Raw genomic sequence first — 15,710 nt, forward strand, 5'->3', positions numbered from 1 at the left:
CCGTGCGCATGCGTCGCGGGCAGGCCGGTTGCGTTCGCCATCCCCGGCGGCGCAGAGAGGGAGCCATGGCCGGTCGCAGTGAGCCGCAGGCCCGCACGCGCCGCTTCGAGGAAGAGGCGGTCGAGGCGCTGCTGGCGGGATATCAGCCCTTGCCGGGCGTCCACGATGAGCTCGTGGACGCGGAGGGGCGTCCGCGCGCGCATTGGACCTCCTTGCTGGCGGCGCTGGCGGAGATGGGCGTCGACGAGGTGAACCGGCGCTTTCAGGCGGCCGACCGTCATCTCTACCGCTCCGGCGTGTTCTATCGCGTCTATGACGATCCGAACGGTGGCGAGCGGCCTTGGCCGATCGCGCATCTGCCGCTCGTCATCGACGAGACCGAGTGGCGCGCGCTGGAGCGCGGCCTGATCCAGCGCGCGCAGATGCTGGAAGCCGTTCTGGCCGATCTCTACGGCGAAGCCAATCTCGTGCGCTCCGGCGCGCTGCCGGCGGCGGCGGTCGCCGGCAATCCGGACTTCCTGCGCCCCATGGTCGGGGTGGACCCGCATGGCGGCAGCTTCCTGAAGATTTATGCGGCCGACATCGGTCGCGGCCCGGACGGGCGCTGGTGGGTGCTCTCCGATCGCACGCAGTCGCCTTCCGGCGCCGGCTACGCGCTGGAGAACCGCATCGCCATCGCCCGCGCGCTGCCGGACCTCGCCCGTTCGCTCAATGTCATGCGCCTGGCCGGCTATTTCCAGGCCATGCGCGCCGGCCTGACGAGGCTCGACCGCTCGGGCGAGGGGCGGGTGGGGCTGCTCACCCCCGGTCCGCTCAACGAAACCTATTTCGAGCACGCCTATCTCGCCCGCTATCTCGGCTTCGTGCTGCTGGAGGGTGACGACCTGACAGTGCGCGACAATGTTGTCTATGTGCGCACCGTGGCGGGGTTGAAGCGGGTCGATGTGCTGCTGCGCCGCCTCGACGCCGACTATGCCGATCCGCTGGAGCTCAATCCGGGCTCGCATCTCGGCGTGCCCGGACTCATGCAGGCGATCCGCGCGGGCAGCGTCGCGGTGGTGAACGCCATCGGCGCGGGCGTTGTCGAGGCGCCGGCCATGATGGGCTTCCTGCCCCGGATCGGCGCGCAGGTGCTCGGCGAGAGCCCGATCCTGCCGAACGTCGCCACCTGGTGGTGCGGCCAGCCGGCCGAGCGCGAGCGGGTTCTCGACGGGCTCGACGATCTCGTGATCGCTCCGGCCTTCCAGCGCACTTTGCCGGGGTTGCTGGACGAGGGGCCGGTGATCGGCGCTGACCTCGATCTGGCCCGGCGGGCGGCGATCCGGCATGCCATCCGCACGCGCGGCGTCGATATCGTCGGCCAGGAGACGGTGCGGCTGTCGACCATGCCGGTCTGGCGCAACGGCAGGCTGGAGCCGCGGCCCTTCATTCTGCGCATCTTCGTGGCGGCCACCGAATCCGGCTGGACCGTCATGCCCGGCGGTTTCTGCCGCGTGTCCGACAGTCTCGACGCGCGCGCCGTGACCATGCAGAGTGGTGGCCGCTCGGCCGATGTCTGGGTGCTGGACGGGGCGCCGGTGGAGCAGACCACGCTGCTGCCGGCCGCCGGCCGCGTGGAGGTCAAGCGCCAGACCGGCCCGCTGCCGAGCCGCGCGGCGGACAACTTCTTCTGGCTCGGGCGCTATGTGGAGCGCGCCGAGAGCACGCTGCGCCTCTTGCGCACGCTGGCCGGGCGTCTCTCCTCGACCGCCGAAGGCGGCGGCGCCTCGGTGCCCAAGCTGCTCGATCTGCTGCAGTCCTGGGGCGCAGCGCCGGACGACGTCACCCGGGCCAAGCCCGTGCGCCACGTCCTCGCCGCCCTGTCGCGTCGCGACCTGCCGGGCGCGCTGCCGAATCTCATCGAGGCCGCCCGCCAGACCGCCTCGGTCATTCGCGACCGCCTGTCGCCGGATGCGTGGCGTACCCTTGCCGATCTGGCGCTGATGATGGCCGAGCCGGTCCCTGCCGCCAGCGCCGAGCCCGACGCCTATGAGCGCACGGACCGGGCGCTGCGTTCGCTCGCCGCCTTCTCCGGCTTCGCGTCCGAGAACATGAACCGCCTGTCCGGCTGGCGCTTCCTCGATCTCGGCCGGCGCATCGAGCGCGCCATCGCCACCTGCCGCGTCACGCGCGCCCTCGTCGGCGATACGCCGACCGCCGGCACGCTCGACGTGCTGCTGGAGCTCTGCGACAGCCAGATCACCTACCGCTCGCGCTACGTCATGGTGGAGAGCCGCGCGCCGGTGCTCGACCTCGTGCTGCTCGATCCGGTGAATCCGCGCTCGCTGGCCTTCCAGATCGACGCCATCGTCGGGCATCTCGATGTGCTCCCCGGCCATTTCGGCGACGAGCCACCGCCTGTGGAGGAGCGTCTCGCCGCCCGCCTCGCGGCCTCGATGAAGGCCTTCAGCGCCGCCGAATTCGACGACGCGCGGCTGCGCGAGGTCGAGGCCGAGCTGATGGAATTGTCGAACGACGTGGCCGAGCACTACTTCATTCATCGGCAGCCGGTGGAGACGCCGTGGGACCTGCTGGCATGAGGTACGACATTCACCAGACCACGGCCTATTCCTACGCCTGGCCGGTGCCGGTGGCGCGGCATGTCGTGCGTATGGTGCCGGTGGACCGCCCGAACCAGCGCGTCCTCTCCAGTCACTTCACCGTCGAGCCCGAGCCGGTGGAGTGGACGGAAACATCTGACTTCTTCGGCAACCGGGTGGTGCACATCCGCATCGAGACGCCGCACACCAGCTTCACGGTCCATACGGGTGCACGGGTGGAGGTGGAGCCGCCGCCGGCCGTCGACGCCGCCTCGGGCCCGAGCTGGGAGCTGGTGCGCGACACTGCCAACGCCAGCCCGGATCTGTCGCCCCGCTCGCCCGTGCACCAGATCTGCCCGAGCCCCGCCGTGCCGCTGAGCGAGCCCATCACCCGTTGGGCGGGCGAGAGCTTCCCGCCCGGCCGGCCGATGCTCGCCGGCGCCATCGACCTGATGAACCGCCTCCATGGCGAGTTCACCTACGACCCCCGCGCCACCGACGTCTCCACCCCGCCGCTGGAGGCGTTCCATATGCGGCGGGGGGTCTGCCAGGACTTCGCGCATATCATGATCGCCGGGCTGCGCGGGCTCGGTCTGCCGGCGGCCTATGTGTCCGGCTTCCTGCGCACCAAGCCGCCGCCGGGACAGGAGCGGCTTCAGGGGGCCGACGCCACCCATGCCTGGGTGGCGGTGTGGTGCGGCGAGGAGATCGGCTGGCAGGGGCTCGACCCCACCAACGCGCTCATCGTCGCGACCGATCATGTCGTGCTGGCGGTCGGGCGCGACTACACCGACGTGGCGCCCATCGGCGGCGTGGTGCTCGGTTCCGGCCGGCAGAAGCTCGACGTTGCCGTCGACGTCATTCCCATTCCTCCCGAGCCGCTTCCCGTGGAAGGGCCGGCGTAAGCGGGACCGCGACAGGACGGGGGACGCGAGCTAGACATGTCGTTGCGCGCCCCGCGCGAATCGCCCCGACAGCCCAGCGAGCCGGACATGACCGACGCTGCCCGCCCCGATGCCCGACAGCCCGACGCACGGGACGAGGATGACGGCTTCCTCGCCAGCCTCGCCGTCTATCTGCGGCCGCGTGTGCTCATCGTCATCCTGCTGGGCTTCTCCTCCGGCCTGCCGCTGGCGCTCTCGGGCGCCACGCTGACCATCTGGATGGCCGAGGCCAAGGTGAACCTCACCACCATCGGCCTCTTCGCGCTGGTCGGGGTACCCTATAATTTCAAGTTCGTCTGGGCGCCGCTGGTCGACGCGCTCGACGTGCCGCTGCTCGGGCGCTGGCTGGGACGGCGGCGCGGCTGGCTGGTGTTTACCCAGTTGCTGCTGGCCGTGGCCATCGTCTGGCTTGGCTTCCAGGACCCGGTACTGTCCCCTTGGCACGTGGCGCTCGGTGCCTTCCTTGTCGCCTGCGCGTCCGCCACGCAGGACATCGTGGTCGATGCCTTCCGCGTCGAGAGCCTGGACACCCGCGAGCAGGCGGCCGGCATGGCCGGCTATGTCGCCGCCTACCGCGTCGGCATGCTCGCCTCGGGCGCCGGCGTGGTGCTGCTGGTCGCGTGGTTCGAGGTGCTCGGCGTGCCGCGCGCGGATGTGTGGGGCTGGGGCTACCTCGCCGCCGCGCTGATGGTCGGCGTTGGTCTCTTCGCCTCCCTGATGGCGAAGGAGCCGGCGGGCGAGCCGGTCATCAAGCACGAAGAGAACGTCTTCAAGCGCATCGGCGAGACGGCGGTGGGAGCCTTCGGCGAGTTCCTCTCCCGGCCCAGCGCCATCGCCATCCTGCTGTTCGTGGTGCTGTTCAAGTTCTGCGACGCCTTCGCCGGGGTGCTCACCGGCGCCTTCGTCATCGACATCGGCTTCGACAAGGCAGCCTATGCGGGCATCGTGAAGGGGGTTGGCTTCGCGGCGGCGCTCATCGGCGGCTTCGCCGGGGGCCTCATCGCCCGCGCTTTGCCGCTGTCCACCAGCCTGTGGATCGCCGGCATCCTGCAGATGGCCTCCAACCTCGTCTTCTCCTGGCAGGCCTGGATGGGCGTCGATCTCGGCGCGCTGACGCTGACCATCATCATCGAGAACTTCACCGGTGCCATCGGCACGGTGATCTTCGTCGCCTACATCTCGGCGCTGTGCGGCGACCGCGCCCACACCGCCACCCAATACGCGCTGCTCACCGCGCTCGCCGCGGTGGGGCGCACCTTCCTCGCCTCTTCCGCCGGCTTCGTGGCGCAGGAGACCGGGTGGATGCTGTTCTTCGCCGTCACCGCGCTCGCCGCGTTGCCGGGCCTCGCCATCCTCGCCTATCTCCAGGCGCGCGGGCATTTCCGCCAGCTCGAGGCGCAGGGCGGGCCCTGACGCGCGGGGCTCGTTAAGCCGCTGTTAACCGAGACGATCCGAACTGTCCCGTGAGCCCGCATCCGCGCTCCGCCGACGGTGGCGGAGCCAGCCTCGGGCTCGGCGTCTTCTTCCGGCCAATGCCATTCCCATCGGAGCCTGCCGTGACCGCTTCATCCAGCCGCCTGCGCATCGCGGTCCTCTATGGCGGGCGCTCCGCCGAGCACGACGTCTCGGTGATGTCGGGCACCAACGTCATGCAGGCGCTGGACCCCGGGAAGTACGACGCCGTTCCCGTCTTCATCACCCGCGACGGACGCTGGCTTGCCAGCCGCTTCGAGGGCGGCGTTCTGGAGACGCCGGAGAGCGGCACGGAACTCTGCCTGCTGCCGGGCGGCAAGGGGCGCCTCGTCGCGCTGCCGGCCGGCGGCGTGCCGCATGAGCTGCCCGCCATCGACCTCCTCTTCCCCGTGCTGCACGGCCTGCCCGGCGAGGACGGCTCGGTGCAGGGCCTGGCCGATGTGGCGGGGGTGGCGCTGGTCGGCTGCGATATTCTCGGCTCGGCCACCGCGCTCGACAAGGACATCGCCAAGCGGCTCTATCTCGAGGCCGGTCTGGCGACCGCCCGCGCCGTCACCATCCGGCAGGGGGCGGAGCCGAGCTTCGCCGAGCTCGCCGGCACGCTCGGCCTGCCGGTGTTCATCAAGCCGGCGCGGCAGGGCTCCTCCGTCGGGGTGAGCAAGGTGAACTCCGAGGAGGAATATGCGGCGGCGCTCGCCGAAGGCTTCCGCTACGACCGCAAGCTCGTCGCCGAGGAGTTCATCCGCGGCCGCGAGATCGAGCTGAGCGTGCTGGAGCAGCCCGATGGCGAGCTGTTCGTCTCGCGCCCCGGCGAGATCCGCCCGGCGCAGAACCACGGCTTCTACAGCTACGACGCCAAATACATCGACGCCGACGGCGCGGCGATCATCGTGCCGGCGCAGCTTCCCGCCGAGGTCGAGGCGAAGCTGCAGGCGATGGCGGCCGATGCCTTCCGCGCGCTCGGCTGCGACGGCATGGCGCGCGCCGATTTCTTCGTGACTGAGGACATGCGCATCCTCGTCAACGAGCTCAACACCATCCCGGGCTTCACCAATATCAGCATGTATCCCAAGGCGATGGCGGCGAGCGGGGTGAGCTATCCCGAGCTCATCGACCGGCTGGTCGCGCACGGGCTGGCGCGGGCGGCGCGGTAGGGCTTTCGCCCGCGATGCCTGCCTACAGCGACGTCCGGGCCTTGATCGCCGCCGCCAGCGTGCCCTCGTCGAGATAATCGAGCTCGCCGCCCACCGGCACGCCGTGGGCGAGGCGCGTCACCTTGACGTTCGCGTCGCGCAGCAGCTCGATGATGTAGTGGGCGGTGGTCTGGCCGTCGACCGTGGCCCCGAGGGCCAGCAGCACTTCCTTGACCGCGCCGCCATGGGCGCGTTCGACCAGTGATTTCAGGTTGAGATCATCCGGCCCCACGCCGTCGAGCGGGGAGAGCGTGCCGCCGAGCACGTGGTAGCGCGCGTTCAGCGCTCCGGCGCGCTCCAGTGCCCAGAGATCGGACACATCCGCCACCACGACGAGAAGCGTGGGATCACGCGTGTCGTCCGTGCAGATGGAGCATGGGTCGCGCACGTCGATGTTGCCGCAGACGCGGCAGGTCGAGATCTTGCCGAGCACGTCCTCGAAGGCGCTGGCGAGCGGGCTCATGAGCTGCTCGCGCTTCTTGATGAGGTGCAGGGCAGCGCGCCGCGCCGAGCGCGGGCCGAGCCCCGGCACGCGGGCGAGAAGCTGGATCAGGCGTTCGATCTCGGGGCCGGCGACAGCGCGGGGCATGGCATCCTCATGGCCGGGGTTGCGACCGGCCGACACCGTTCGTCTAGCGCAGGCCGGCGCCGCCCGCCAAGCTCTGGTGCGTCGCGAAGCACGATCCGGGTCACATCGGCGAAGGTCGTTCCGGTTTTGCTCGACACCCGGAAGGGGCGTTGCTAACCCGGAACGAACGGTCTGTCCGCCGCTGGGGGAGCTCGATGCCGACGACGAAAGCCGCCGCCGTGCCTGTCGCCGTCTGTCTGGCGGTCCTGATGCTGATGGCCTGCGGCGCGCCGGCGCAGGCGGCGGAAGGGCTGGGGCTGGAGGGGGCAAGCCTGCCGCTGCGTTGGGGAATCCCCTTCGTCGGCATGCTGCTTTCCATCGCCGTCATCCCGCTTCTGGCGGGCCATTTCTGGCACCATCACTACGGCAAGGTGGCACTGTTCTGGGCGCTCGCCTTCCTCGTGCCCTTCGTCGCCTCCTTCGGCGCCGGCCTCGCGGTCTACGAGGTCGGGCATGCGGCGCTGCTGGAATACATCCCCTTCATCATCCTGCTGTTCTCGCTGTTCACCATTTCCGGCGGAATCCTGCTCACCGGCAATCTGAAGGGCAGCCCGGCGGTCAATACGAGCCTGCTCGCCATCGGCACCGTGCTCGCCAGCATCATCGGCACGACGGGCGCCTCCATGGTGCTGATCCGCCCGCTGCTGCGGGCCAATGACGAGCGGCGCCACAACGTCCACACCGTGGTGTTCTTCATCTTCCTGGTGTCGAACATCGGCGGTTCGCTGACCCCGCTCGGCGACCCGCCGCTGTTCCTCGGCTTCCTCAAGGGGGTCGACTTCTTCTGGACGATGCAGCACCTCTTCCACGACACCGCGCTGATCGCGGTGCTGCTGCTCGCCGTCTTCTATTTGCTCGATCGCTATTTCTACGCGCGCGAGGAGGGCCTTCCGCACAAGGCCGATCCCACGCCGGAGACCGAGCGGCTCGGCCTGCGCGGGCTGCGCAACCTGCCGCTGCTTGCCGGTGTCATCGGCGCCATCCTCATGAGCGCGCTGTGGCAACCCGGCATCGAGTTCGACATTCTCGGCACCCATGTGCCGCTGCCCTCGATCATGCGCGACGTCGCCCTGCTGGGGCTGGCCGCTATCTCGATCTGGATCACGCCCGCCTTCATCCGCGAGCGCAACGGCTTCGACTGGGAGCCGATCCGCGAGGTGGCCAAGCTCTTCGCCGCCATCTTCCTCACCATCATCCCGGTGATCGCCATACTGAAGGCCGGCGCGAACGGCGCGCTCGCCCCCTTGGTGGCGCTGGTGACGGACGAGGCGGGCGGGCCGGTGAACGCCGGCTATTTCTGGATGACCGGCCTGCTCTCCGGCTTCCTCGACAACGCGCCAACCTATCTCGTCTTCTTCAACCTCGCCGGCGGCGACGCGCAGGAGCTGATGACGAAATACGCGGTGACGCTGGAGGCGATCTCGGCCGGCGCCGTGTTCATGGGGGCGCTGACCTATATCGGCAACGCGCCCAACTTCATGGTGCTCGCCATCGCCAAGAGCCGCGGCGTGCCCATGCCGAGCTTCTTCGGCTATATGGCGTGGTCGGGCCTCTTCCTGCTGCCCTGCTTCGCGCTGCTGACCTGGCTCTATTTCCTTTAGCCGAGCGGCCGCGCGCCGGACGGGCTGAAGGTGCGGCGGAACCAGCGGTCGAGCATGGCCTTCTCGAAGCGCAGCGGCTCGGTCGAGCGCCGGGCCACCGGGTCGGCGAGGTAGTTCATCGCGCGCAGCGTATCCTCGCCGCGCGCGACGACGCGCCCGCCCTTGCGCAGAGTGTAGGCGAGCTTCATCGACGGCCAGGTGTCCTGCCGCATCACGCGCAGCTCGCCCGTGCGCGACCGCAGCGGGTCGACCTTGCCGGCGAGATCGAGATCGAGCACGGCGATGTCGAGTTCATAGCCCGCCGGCAGGTGTTCGCCGGCGAGGCGCTTGATGATGCGCTCCAGCCCGTCGAGGGTCAGTCGCTGCTGGACGGGACCCCAGGACAGGTTGCCGTCCCGGTAGGTCTGCGGCGCGACGAAGGTGACCGTCGTCGCCGCCTGCGCGGCGGCGGGCAGCACAAGCGCCGCTCCGAACATCAGGGTGGCACTCAGGATACGGGGCCGGGCAGAACGGTTTCCGGTTCGGCGCATGGCCGCCTCCGTGATGCGGGAGGCTGGAGTGTCGCCCTATTCCGCCGCGATGGCCATCCCCGGCTGGGCGCCGCGCACCTCGTCGTCGACCGCCTTCTCGAAGCGGGCGAAGTTGGACGTGAACATGCCGACCAGCCGGCGTGCGGCCATCGAGTAGTCGATACGCGTCGGCCAGTTGCGGGCGGGCTCGAGCAGGCGTGTCTCCACGCCCTCGACCGCGACCGGCACCGCGAAGCCGAAATTCGCGTCGGTGCGATACTCGACGCCGTCGAGCTCGCCGCCCAGAGCGGCCGCGAGCAGGCGGCGCGTCGTCTCCAGCGGGATGCGCTGGCCGACGCCGGCGCGGCCGCCGATCCAGCCGGTATTCACCAGCCAGCAATGGACCTCGTTGCGGGCGATGAGGTCGCGCAGCATGTTGCCGTAGACCGAGGGGTGGCGCGGCATGAAGGGGGCGCCGAAGCAGGCGGAGAAGGTCGCTTTGGGTTCGCTTACCCCGGCCTCCGTACCGGCCACCTTGGCCGTGTAGCCGGAGAGGAAATGGTACATGGCCTGCGCCGGCGTCAGCTTGGCGATGGGCGGCAGGACGCCGAAGGCGTCGCAGGTCAGCATGACGACGTTCTTCGGGGTGCCCCCACGGCCATCTTCGCGCGCGTTGGCGATGAAGCCGAGCGGATAGGCGGCGCGGGCATTCTCGGCGAGCGAGGCGTCGTTGAAGTCGGGCACGCGGCTATCGTTGTCGAGGACGACGTTCTCCAGCACCGTACCGAAGCGCTGGCTGGCGGCGTAAATCGCCGGTTCGGCCTCGGCCGACAGGCGGATGGTCTTGGCGTAGCAGCCGCCTTCGAAGTTGAAGATGCCCTCGGCGCTCCAGCCATGCTCGTCGTCGCCGATCAGGGCCCGCGCCGGGTCGGCGGAGAGCGTCGTCTTGCCGGTGCCGGAAAGGCCGAAGAACAGCGCGGCGTCGCCCTCGGCGCCGACATTGGCGGAACAGTGCATCGGCAGCACGCCGCGTTCGGGCAGCACGTAGTTGAGATAGCTGAACACCGATTTCTTCATCTCGCCCGCATAGAGCGTGCCGCCGATCAGCACGAGGCCGTTGGTGAAGTCGCAGGCGATGACGGTCGGCGAGCGCACCCCGTGACGTTCCGGATCGGCCCGGAAGCCGGGGACGCACAGCACCGTCAGCCGGGGCAGGAAGCCGGCGAGGTCGGCGGTATCCGGCCGGCGCAGCATGTTGCGGATGAACAGGGCGTGCCAGGCATGCTCGGTCAGCACGCGCACGCCGATGCGGTGCGCGGGGTCGGCGCCGGCGTGCAGGTCCTGCGCGAAAAGCGTGCGCCCGCCCGCATGGGCGAGGAAATCGGCCTTGAGGGTCTCGAAACTCTCACGGGACAGCGCGTTGGCATTGTCCCACCAGATGCTTTCCTCGGTCGCTTCCTCGCGGACGATATAGCGGTCGTCCGGGCTGCGGCCGGTATGCGGGGCGGTGGTGGCCACGAGGGCGCCGGTGTTGGAAAGCCGGGCTTCGCCGCGGGCGATGGAACGCTCGCACAGAGCGGCCTCGCCGAGATTCCAGAACACCCGTCCGGTCCCGTCGAGCCCGATGGTCTCGACGCCGTGATCCTCGTTGCGTGTGCCGGTTTGATTCAAGGTCGGCTCCTCCCCTGACGCATGACAAAGATGCGACACCATGGGAGGGCAGTCGGGCCTTTTGGCTGAAATTCCGCGCCGATTCTGTGGCCAAACCGGGTCGAAGCGGTGGTTGTCCCCGTCTTCGGTACCTTTAGACCGCCGCCGCCCGCGCCTGGTTGGCGAGCTCGACGAGCACCGCGCGCATGTCCCGCGCCGTGGTCACGCGGCGGTCGAAATCAAGGCGGCGCACCCCGATGCCGTCCATCAGGTCGCAGCCTTCCGGGTCGAGGCCGACCATCTGCCAGTGGCCGGGGCCGGTGCCCAGCAGGTGCATGGCGTAGAGCTGCACCGCGTCGCCATGGTCGGCGTTCATGTGCGCGACCGCGCCTTCCTCCGCCGCGAGCACCTCGCCCGCGTCGCCGGTCGGGGTGCGCAGGGCGTCCCCCTCGATATCGACGATGCGCCCGAAGCCGGCGACCAGATGCGCGCTGTCGATCTCGATCCGGTAGAAGGCGAAGTCGCTGAAGCCGGCGAAGCCCGCCGCGTCCGGGTGGCGGGCGAGGAAGCGGCGGCGGGCGGTGGCGATCGCGGCGTCGTCCGACAGGCGGGCGATGCGTCCGCGCAGGCCGGCCCGCGCGCCCTGCAACTCGTCGCCATGACGGCGCTCGTCCACCAGCAGCGAGACCCGCGCATCCCGGGAGAGGTTGCGCGTATGGCGGGCAAGGCTGGAGAGCAGAAGCAGCGGTGCGCCGTCGGGAAGCGTGGCCAGCTGCACCAGCGAGGCGTAGGGCCCGCCATCCTCGTCGAGCGTGGCGAGCGCGCCCGTCTGGCTCTCGCGGACGAGGCGCTTCACCGTGCGCGCGGCGTCGAAATCACTGTTCTGCTGGGGTATGGGCGACATGAAGCGATCCTCCGCGCGGGCCCGTGACAGGTGAGCGTGCCGGGCCGCAACGTCAAGCATTCGGTGGAGCGTTTGCCGGCTGGATTGGCTATGTGCCTTGAATCGCGCTATTTTCGATTGAATCGATTTGCGTGTCACATTATGGCCACGCCGGCGCGGTTCACCGCCCCGTGTACCGCCGCCGAACAGGAAAGTGCGCAGATGCCGACCATCGCTCTCGTCGACGACGATCGCAACATCCTCACCTCCGTGTCCATCGCGCTGGAATCCGAAGGCTACCGGATCCAGACCTACACGGACGGCGCGACGGCGCTGGACGGCTTCAAGACCAACCCACCTGACCTCGCCATCTTCGACATCAAGATGCCGCGCATGGACGGCATGGAGCTGCTGCGCCGCCTGCGCCAGAAGAGCGACATGCCGGTCATCTTCCTCACCTCCAAGGACGACGAGATCGACGAGCTGTTCGGCCTGAAGATGGGCGCGGACGACTTCATCAAGAAACCGTTCTCCCAGCGCCTGCTGGTCGAGCGGGTGAAGGCGGTGCTGCGGCGCGTCGCGCCGAAGGACGGCGCCCTGCCGCGCGAGACCGACAGCGCCAAGGTGCTGGAGCGCGGCCTGCTGCGCATGGACCCCGAGCGCCACACCTGCACCTGGAAGGGCGAGAACGTCACCCTGACAGTCACCGAGTTCCTGATCCTGCAGGCGCTCGCCACCCGTCCGGGCGTGGTGAAGAGCCGCAACGCGCTGATGGACGCGGCCTATGACGATCAGGTCTATGTCGACGACCGCACCATCGACAGCCACATCAAGCGGCTGCGCAAGAAGTTCAAGGTGGTGGACGACAATTTCGAGATGATCGAGACGCTCTATGGCGTCGGCTACCGCTTCAAGGAGTAGCGGCTCTTTGCTCGATCCCGAATCCACCCGGACCGCGACCGACGAGAGGGACGTCGCGGAAACCGAGGAGACGGTCGAAACCTCCGATGCCGGGCGGGGCAGGGGGATGCTCGCCGCGTTGCGGCGGGCGCGGAACTTCGTTGCCTTCAAGAGCTTCTCCAGCCTTACCCGCCGCATCGTCCTGCTCAACCTCGCCGGCATGTGCGTGCTGGTGTCGGGTATTCTCTACCTCTCGGAATTCCGTGCCGGGCTGATCGACGCGCGCGTGCAGAGCCTCCTGGTGCAGGGCGAGATCATCGCCGGCGCCATTGCCGCCTCCGCGCAGGTCGAGACCAACGCCATCACCATCGATCCCGAGCGCCTGCTCGAGCTGCAGGCGGGAGAGAGCTACGGCCCGGGCGAGGAAGGCTTCGCGCCGCTGGAATTCCCCATCAATCCCGAGCGCGTCGCGCCGGTGCTGAAGCGCCTGATCGAGCCGACCGGGACGCGCGCGCGCATCTATGACCGCGACGGGGGCTTGCTGCTCGATTCCCGTTCCCTCTACTCGCGCGGCGAGATTCTGCGCTTCGACATGCCGGCGCCCAATACGCCCAAGCCGAACTGGATGGAGCGCGGCTGGAACAGCGTGAAGATGTGGTTCGAGCGTGGCGACCTGCCGCTCTACAAGGAGCTCGGGCCCAGCAACGGCAAGGGCTATCCCGAGGTGACGGAGGCGCTGCTGGGACAGAAGGCCAGTGCGGTGCAGGTGAACGATCGCGGCCAGATCATCGTTTCGGTGGCCGTGCCGGTGCAGCGCTTCCGCGCCATTCTCGGCGCGCTGCTGCTCTCCACCCAGGGCGGCGAGATCGACGAGGCGGTGGCGGCGGAGCGGCTGGTCATCGTGCGCGTCTTCCTCGTCGCCATGGCGGTGATGGTGGTGCTCTCGCTGCTGCTCGCCGGCACCATTGCCGGCCCGGTGCGCAAGCTCGCCGATGCGGCCGAGCGCGTTCGGCGCCGCACGCGCTCTCGCGTCGAGATCCCGGATTTCACCAGCCGCTCGGACGAGATCGGCCATCTCTCCGGCGCGCTGCGCGACATGACCGATGCGCTCTATTCGCGCATCGAGGCGATCGAGAGCTTCGCCGCCGACGTCTCGCATGAGCTGAAGAACCCGCTCACCTCCCTGCGCTCGGCGGTGGAGACGCTGCCGCTGGCCAAGACCGACAATTCGCGCGGCCGCCTGATGGAAGTCATCCAGCACGACGTGAAGCGGCTGGACCGACTGATCACCGACATCTCCGACGCCAGCCGTCTCGACGCCGAGCTGCAGCGGCAGGAAGCCGAGCCGGTCGATCTGGTGCGCCTGCTGAACACCGTCGCCGGCGTGCACAACGACGTGGTGCGCGGCGACGAGGTGAGCGTGAAGCTCGCCTTCGAGCACGCGCCAGGGGCGAATGGCGAATTCATCATCCCCGGCCACGATTCCCGCCTCGGCCAGGTCATCAACAATCTGATCGACAATGCGCGCTCCTTTTCCGCCAAGGGCGGCGAGGTGCGCGTCACCTGCCGGCGGACGAAGGACGCGGTTGAGGTCATCGTCGACGATGACGGACCGGGCATCCCGCCGCACGCGCTCGCGCGGATCTTCGAGCGCTTCTACACCGACCGCCCGGAGGAGCAGGGCTTCGGCCAGAATTCCGGTCTCGGCCTGTCGATCTCGCGGCAGATCGTCGAGGCGCATGGCGGGCGCATCTGGGCGGAGAACCGGCCGGCTGAAGGCGCCCCCAAGGAAGGCGCCCCCAAGAAGGCGAAGGCCGGCAAGGTCAAGGCGAAGGCGACCGATGGCGAGGCGGATGCGCCGCGGGCCCGGCCGGCGAAGCCGGGTGGCGCCCGCTTCATCGTCCGTCTGCCGGCGAGCTGACGCGATGGCGCCCGATGCGCAGGGCAATACGCCACCGGCGACGGTCCACGGCTCCTGCGTCCGGGTCGGCACGCGCGGCGTGCTGATCCGGGGTGCGTCGGGCAGCGGCAAGTCGCACCTCGCCTTCGCGCTGATCCTCGCCGGCCGCAGCGGCATGACGGAGCCCGCCGAGCTGGTGGCGGACGACCGCGTGGTGCTGGCGCGTCGCGGGGGGCAGCTTTTCGCCACCGCGCCGCACAATCTCGCCGGGCTGATCGAGATCCGCGGGGCCGGTCTACGCCGGCTTCCCTTCGCCGCGGAGACGGCCGTCGACCTCGTCGTCGATCTCGGCGCCTCCGATGCCGCGCGTCTGCCGGAGCCGGCCGCGCTGCGCACGGTGATCGAGGGGGTGGAAATGGCGCGCCTGCCGGCTTTCGCGCCGGGCGACGTGTTGCAGCAGGTGCTGGCGCTGCTGCTCACCGGGGCGGCGGCGGAGTGAGCCGCAACGTGCGGGAGCGCGCCGCCGCCGGAGCGTCGGAGCCGATTTTCCGCAGCGGCACTTGCCATTCATGTGCGGTGCAACGATGATGTGCGCCCCGCGAAGGGAGTGGCGGAACTCGATACCTCGGGTGCCCCAGGCAAGAACAATGCGGTCGCGCCGTGGGGCGCGCGGCGGAGCAGCATGATAGGTCTCGTACTCGTAACGCATGGACGCCTCGCCAGCGAATTTCGCGCTGCGCTCGAACATGTGATGGGTCCGCAGTCGCAGCTCGAGACGATCACCATCGGTCCTGACGACGACATCGAGCAGCGCCGCAAGGACATCGTCGATGCGGTCGGCGTCGTGAACAGCGGCAACGGCGTGGTGATCCTGACCGACATGTTCGGCGGCACGCCCTCCAACCTCGCCATCTCGGTGATGACCTCGCCGGACATCGAGGTGGTGGCGGGCATCAACCTGCCGATGCTGGTCAAGCTCGCCACGGTGCGCGGCGAGGTGCCGATGGCCGACGCGGTGGCGCAGGCCCAGGAAGCCGGGCGCAAATACATCAACATCGCCAGCCGCGTGCTGGCCGGGAAGTGACCGTGACGACGACCGCCATCCAGCGCGAGCTCGCCATCATCAACAAGCGGGGACTGCATGCCCGCGCCTCCGCCAAATTCGTCCAGACGGTCGAGCGCTTCGCGGCGGATGTACGCGTCACGCGCGCCGGCGAGACGGTGGGCGGCACTTCCATCATGGGCCTGATGATGCTCGCCGCGGCGCCGGGCACGACCATCCTCGTCGAGGCCAGCGGGCCCGAGGCGCAGGCGGCGGTGGATGCGCTCGACGCGCTGGTCTCCGACCGTTTCGGCGAGGGCGAGTAAAGCTTCGCCCCGCACCGACGGCATTCGCGGTCGCCGTCATATAAAGACATCTTTATATCGTTATTGTTTTCGCGAGGCTGGG

14 protein-coding genes are annotated in these 15,710 nt (G+C 69.3%); 10 read left to right on the forward strand and 4 right to left on the reverse strand.

The window, feature by feature from the left end; translation table 11 throughout:
• Window positions 1-65: 65 nt before the first annotated feature.
• The 4 genes from STARVERO_RS20665 to STARVERO_RS20680 all read left to right on the forward strand — a co-directional run bounded on the left by STARVERO_RS20665 (window position 66) and on the right by STARVERO_RS20680 (window position 6,150).
• Window positions 66-2,579 (forward strand): circularly permuted type 2 ATP-grasp protein, encoded by a 2,514-nt coding sequence (locus STARVERO_RS20665; RefSeq protein ID WP_159601251.1) that lies wholly within the window; start codon window positions 66-68, stop codon window positions 2,577-2,579.
• Entirely contained in the window at window positions 2,576-3,484 is a 909-nt protein-coding gene (locus tag STARVERO_RS20670; RefSeq protein WP_159601253.1) for a transglutaminase family protein, read from the forward strand. The genes STARVERO_RS20665 and STARVERO_RS20670 overlap by 4 nt, the downstream gene beginning before the upstream one ends.
• Before the next feature lie 87 nt (window positions 3,485-3,571).
• Complete coding sequence (locus tag STARVERO_RS20675; RefSeq protein WP_159601255.1) at window positions 3,572-4,936, forward strand: AmpG family muropeptide MFS transporter; 1,365 nt, start codon at window positions 3,572-3,574, stop codon at window positions 4,934-4,936.
• A 143-nt stretch (window positions 4,937-5,079) separates the two neighbouring features.
• Window positions 5,080-6,150, forward strand: a complete 1,071-nt coding sequence (locus STARVERO_RS20680; RefSeq protein ID WP_159601257.1) for a D-alanine--D-alanine ligase family protein — start codon at window positions 5,080-5,082, stop codon at window positions 6,148-6,150.
• Window positions 6,151-6,172: 22 nt separating this feature from the next.
• On the opposite strand, the gene recR is transcribed toward STARVERO_RS20680, so the two are convergent.
• Window positions 6,173-6,778 carry a recombination mediator RecR gene (gene recR / locus STARVERO_RS20685; RefSeq protein WP_159601259.1) on the reverse strand — a complete coding sequence of 202 codons (606 nt, stop codon included), beginning with the start codon at window positions 6,776-6,778 and terminating at the stop codon, window positions 6,173-6,175.
• A 194-nt stretch (window positions 6,779-6,972) separates the two neighbouring features.
• On the opposite strand from recR, the gene STARVERO_RS20690 reads away from it, so the two are divergent.
• Entirely contained in the window at window positions 6,973-8,418 is a 1,446-nt protein-coding gene (locus STARVERO_RS20690; protein WP_159601261.1) for a sodium:proton antiporter, read from the forward strand.
• Here STARVERO_RS20690 and STARVERO_RS20695 read toward each other — a convergent pair.
• From STARVERO_RS20695 to STARVERO_RS20705, 3 genes are all read right to left on the reverse strand, one after another.
• Window positions 8,415-8,948: a DUF3016 domain-containing protein gene (locus STARVERO_RS20695; protein ID WP_159601263.1), complete on the reverse strand. Its 534-nt coding sequence runs from the start codon at window positions 8,946-8,948 to the stop codon at window positions 8,415-8,417. The genes STARVERO_RS20690 and STARVERO_RS20695 overlap by 4 nt on opposite strands.
• A gap of 36 nt (window positions 8,949-8,984) precedes the next feature.
• Window positions 8,985-10,598, reverse strand: a complete 1,614-nt coding sequence (locus STARVERO_RS20700; protein ID WP_159601265.1) for a phosphoenolpyruvate carboxykinase — start codon at window positions 10,596-10,598, stop codon at window positions 8,985-8,987.
• Between the two features lie 133 nt (window positions 10,599-10,731).
• Window positions 10,732-11,481 carry a HugZ family pyridoxamine 5'-phosphate oxidase gene (locus STARVERO_RS20705; RefSeq protein ID WP_159601267.1) on the reverse strand — a complete coding sequence of 250 codons (750 nt, stop codon included), beginning with the start codon at window positions 11,479-11,481 and terminating at the stop codon, window positions 10,732-10,734.
• A 201-nt stretch (window positions 11,482-11,682) separates the two neighbouring features.
• Between STARVERO_RS20705 and STARVERO_RS20710 the strand changes: the two genes are divergently transcribed.
• The 5 genes from STARVERO_RS20710 to STARVERO_RS20730 all read left to right on the forward strand — a co-directional run bounded on the left by STARVERO_RS20710 (window position 11,683) and on the right by STARVERO_RS20730 (window position 15,628).
• Window positions 11,683-12,381: a response regulator transcription factor gene (locus STARVERO_RS20710; RefSeq protein ID WP_144341662.1), complete on the forward strand. Its 699-nt coding sequence runs from the start codon at window positions 11,683-11,685 to the stop codon at window positions 12,379-12,381.
• Window positions 12,353-14,281 carry a stimulus-sensing domain-containing protein gene (locus STARVERO_RS20715; protein ID WP_159601269.1) on the forward strand — a complete coding sequence of 643 codons (1,929 nt, stop codon included), beginning with the start codon at window positions 12,353-12,355 and terminating at the stop codon, window positions 14,279-14,281. The genes STARVERO_RS20710 and STARVERO_RS20715 overlap by 29 nt, the downstream gene beginning before the upstream one ends.
• Window positions 14,282-14,285: 4 nt before the next feature.
• Entirely contained in the window at window positions 14,286-14,759 is a 474-nt protein-coding gene (locus STARVERO_RS20720; protein ID WP_159601271.1) for an HPr kinase/phosphorylase, read from the forward strand.
• Between the two features lie 183 nt (window positions 14,760-14,942).
• The gene (locus STARVERO_RS20725; RefSeq protein WP_159601273.1) at window positions 14,943-15,344 is read left to right on the forward strand and encodes a PTS sugar transporter subunit IIA; all 402 of its coding nucleotides are present in this window, start codon (window positions 14,943-14,945) and stop codon (window positions 15,342-15,344) included.
• Window positions 15,341-15,628 (forward strand): HPr family phosphocarrier protein, encoded by a 288-nt coding sequence (locus STARVERO_RS20730; protein ID WP_159601275.1) that lies wholly within the window; start codon window positions 15,341-15,343, stop codon window positions 15,626-15,628. Before STARVERO_RS20725 ends, STARVERO_RS20730 begins: the two co-directional genes overlap by 4 nt.
• The last annotated feature ends 82 nt before the right edge of the window (window positions 15,629-15,710 follow it).

The sequence above is a fragment of the Starkeya nomas genome (assembly GCF_902703545.1).
GTDB classification, from domain to species: Bacteria; Pseudomonadota; Alphaproteobacteria; order Rhizobiales; family Xanthobacteraceae; genus Ancylobacter; species Ancylobacter moscoviensis.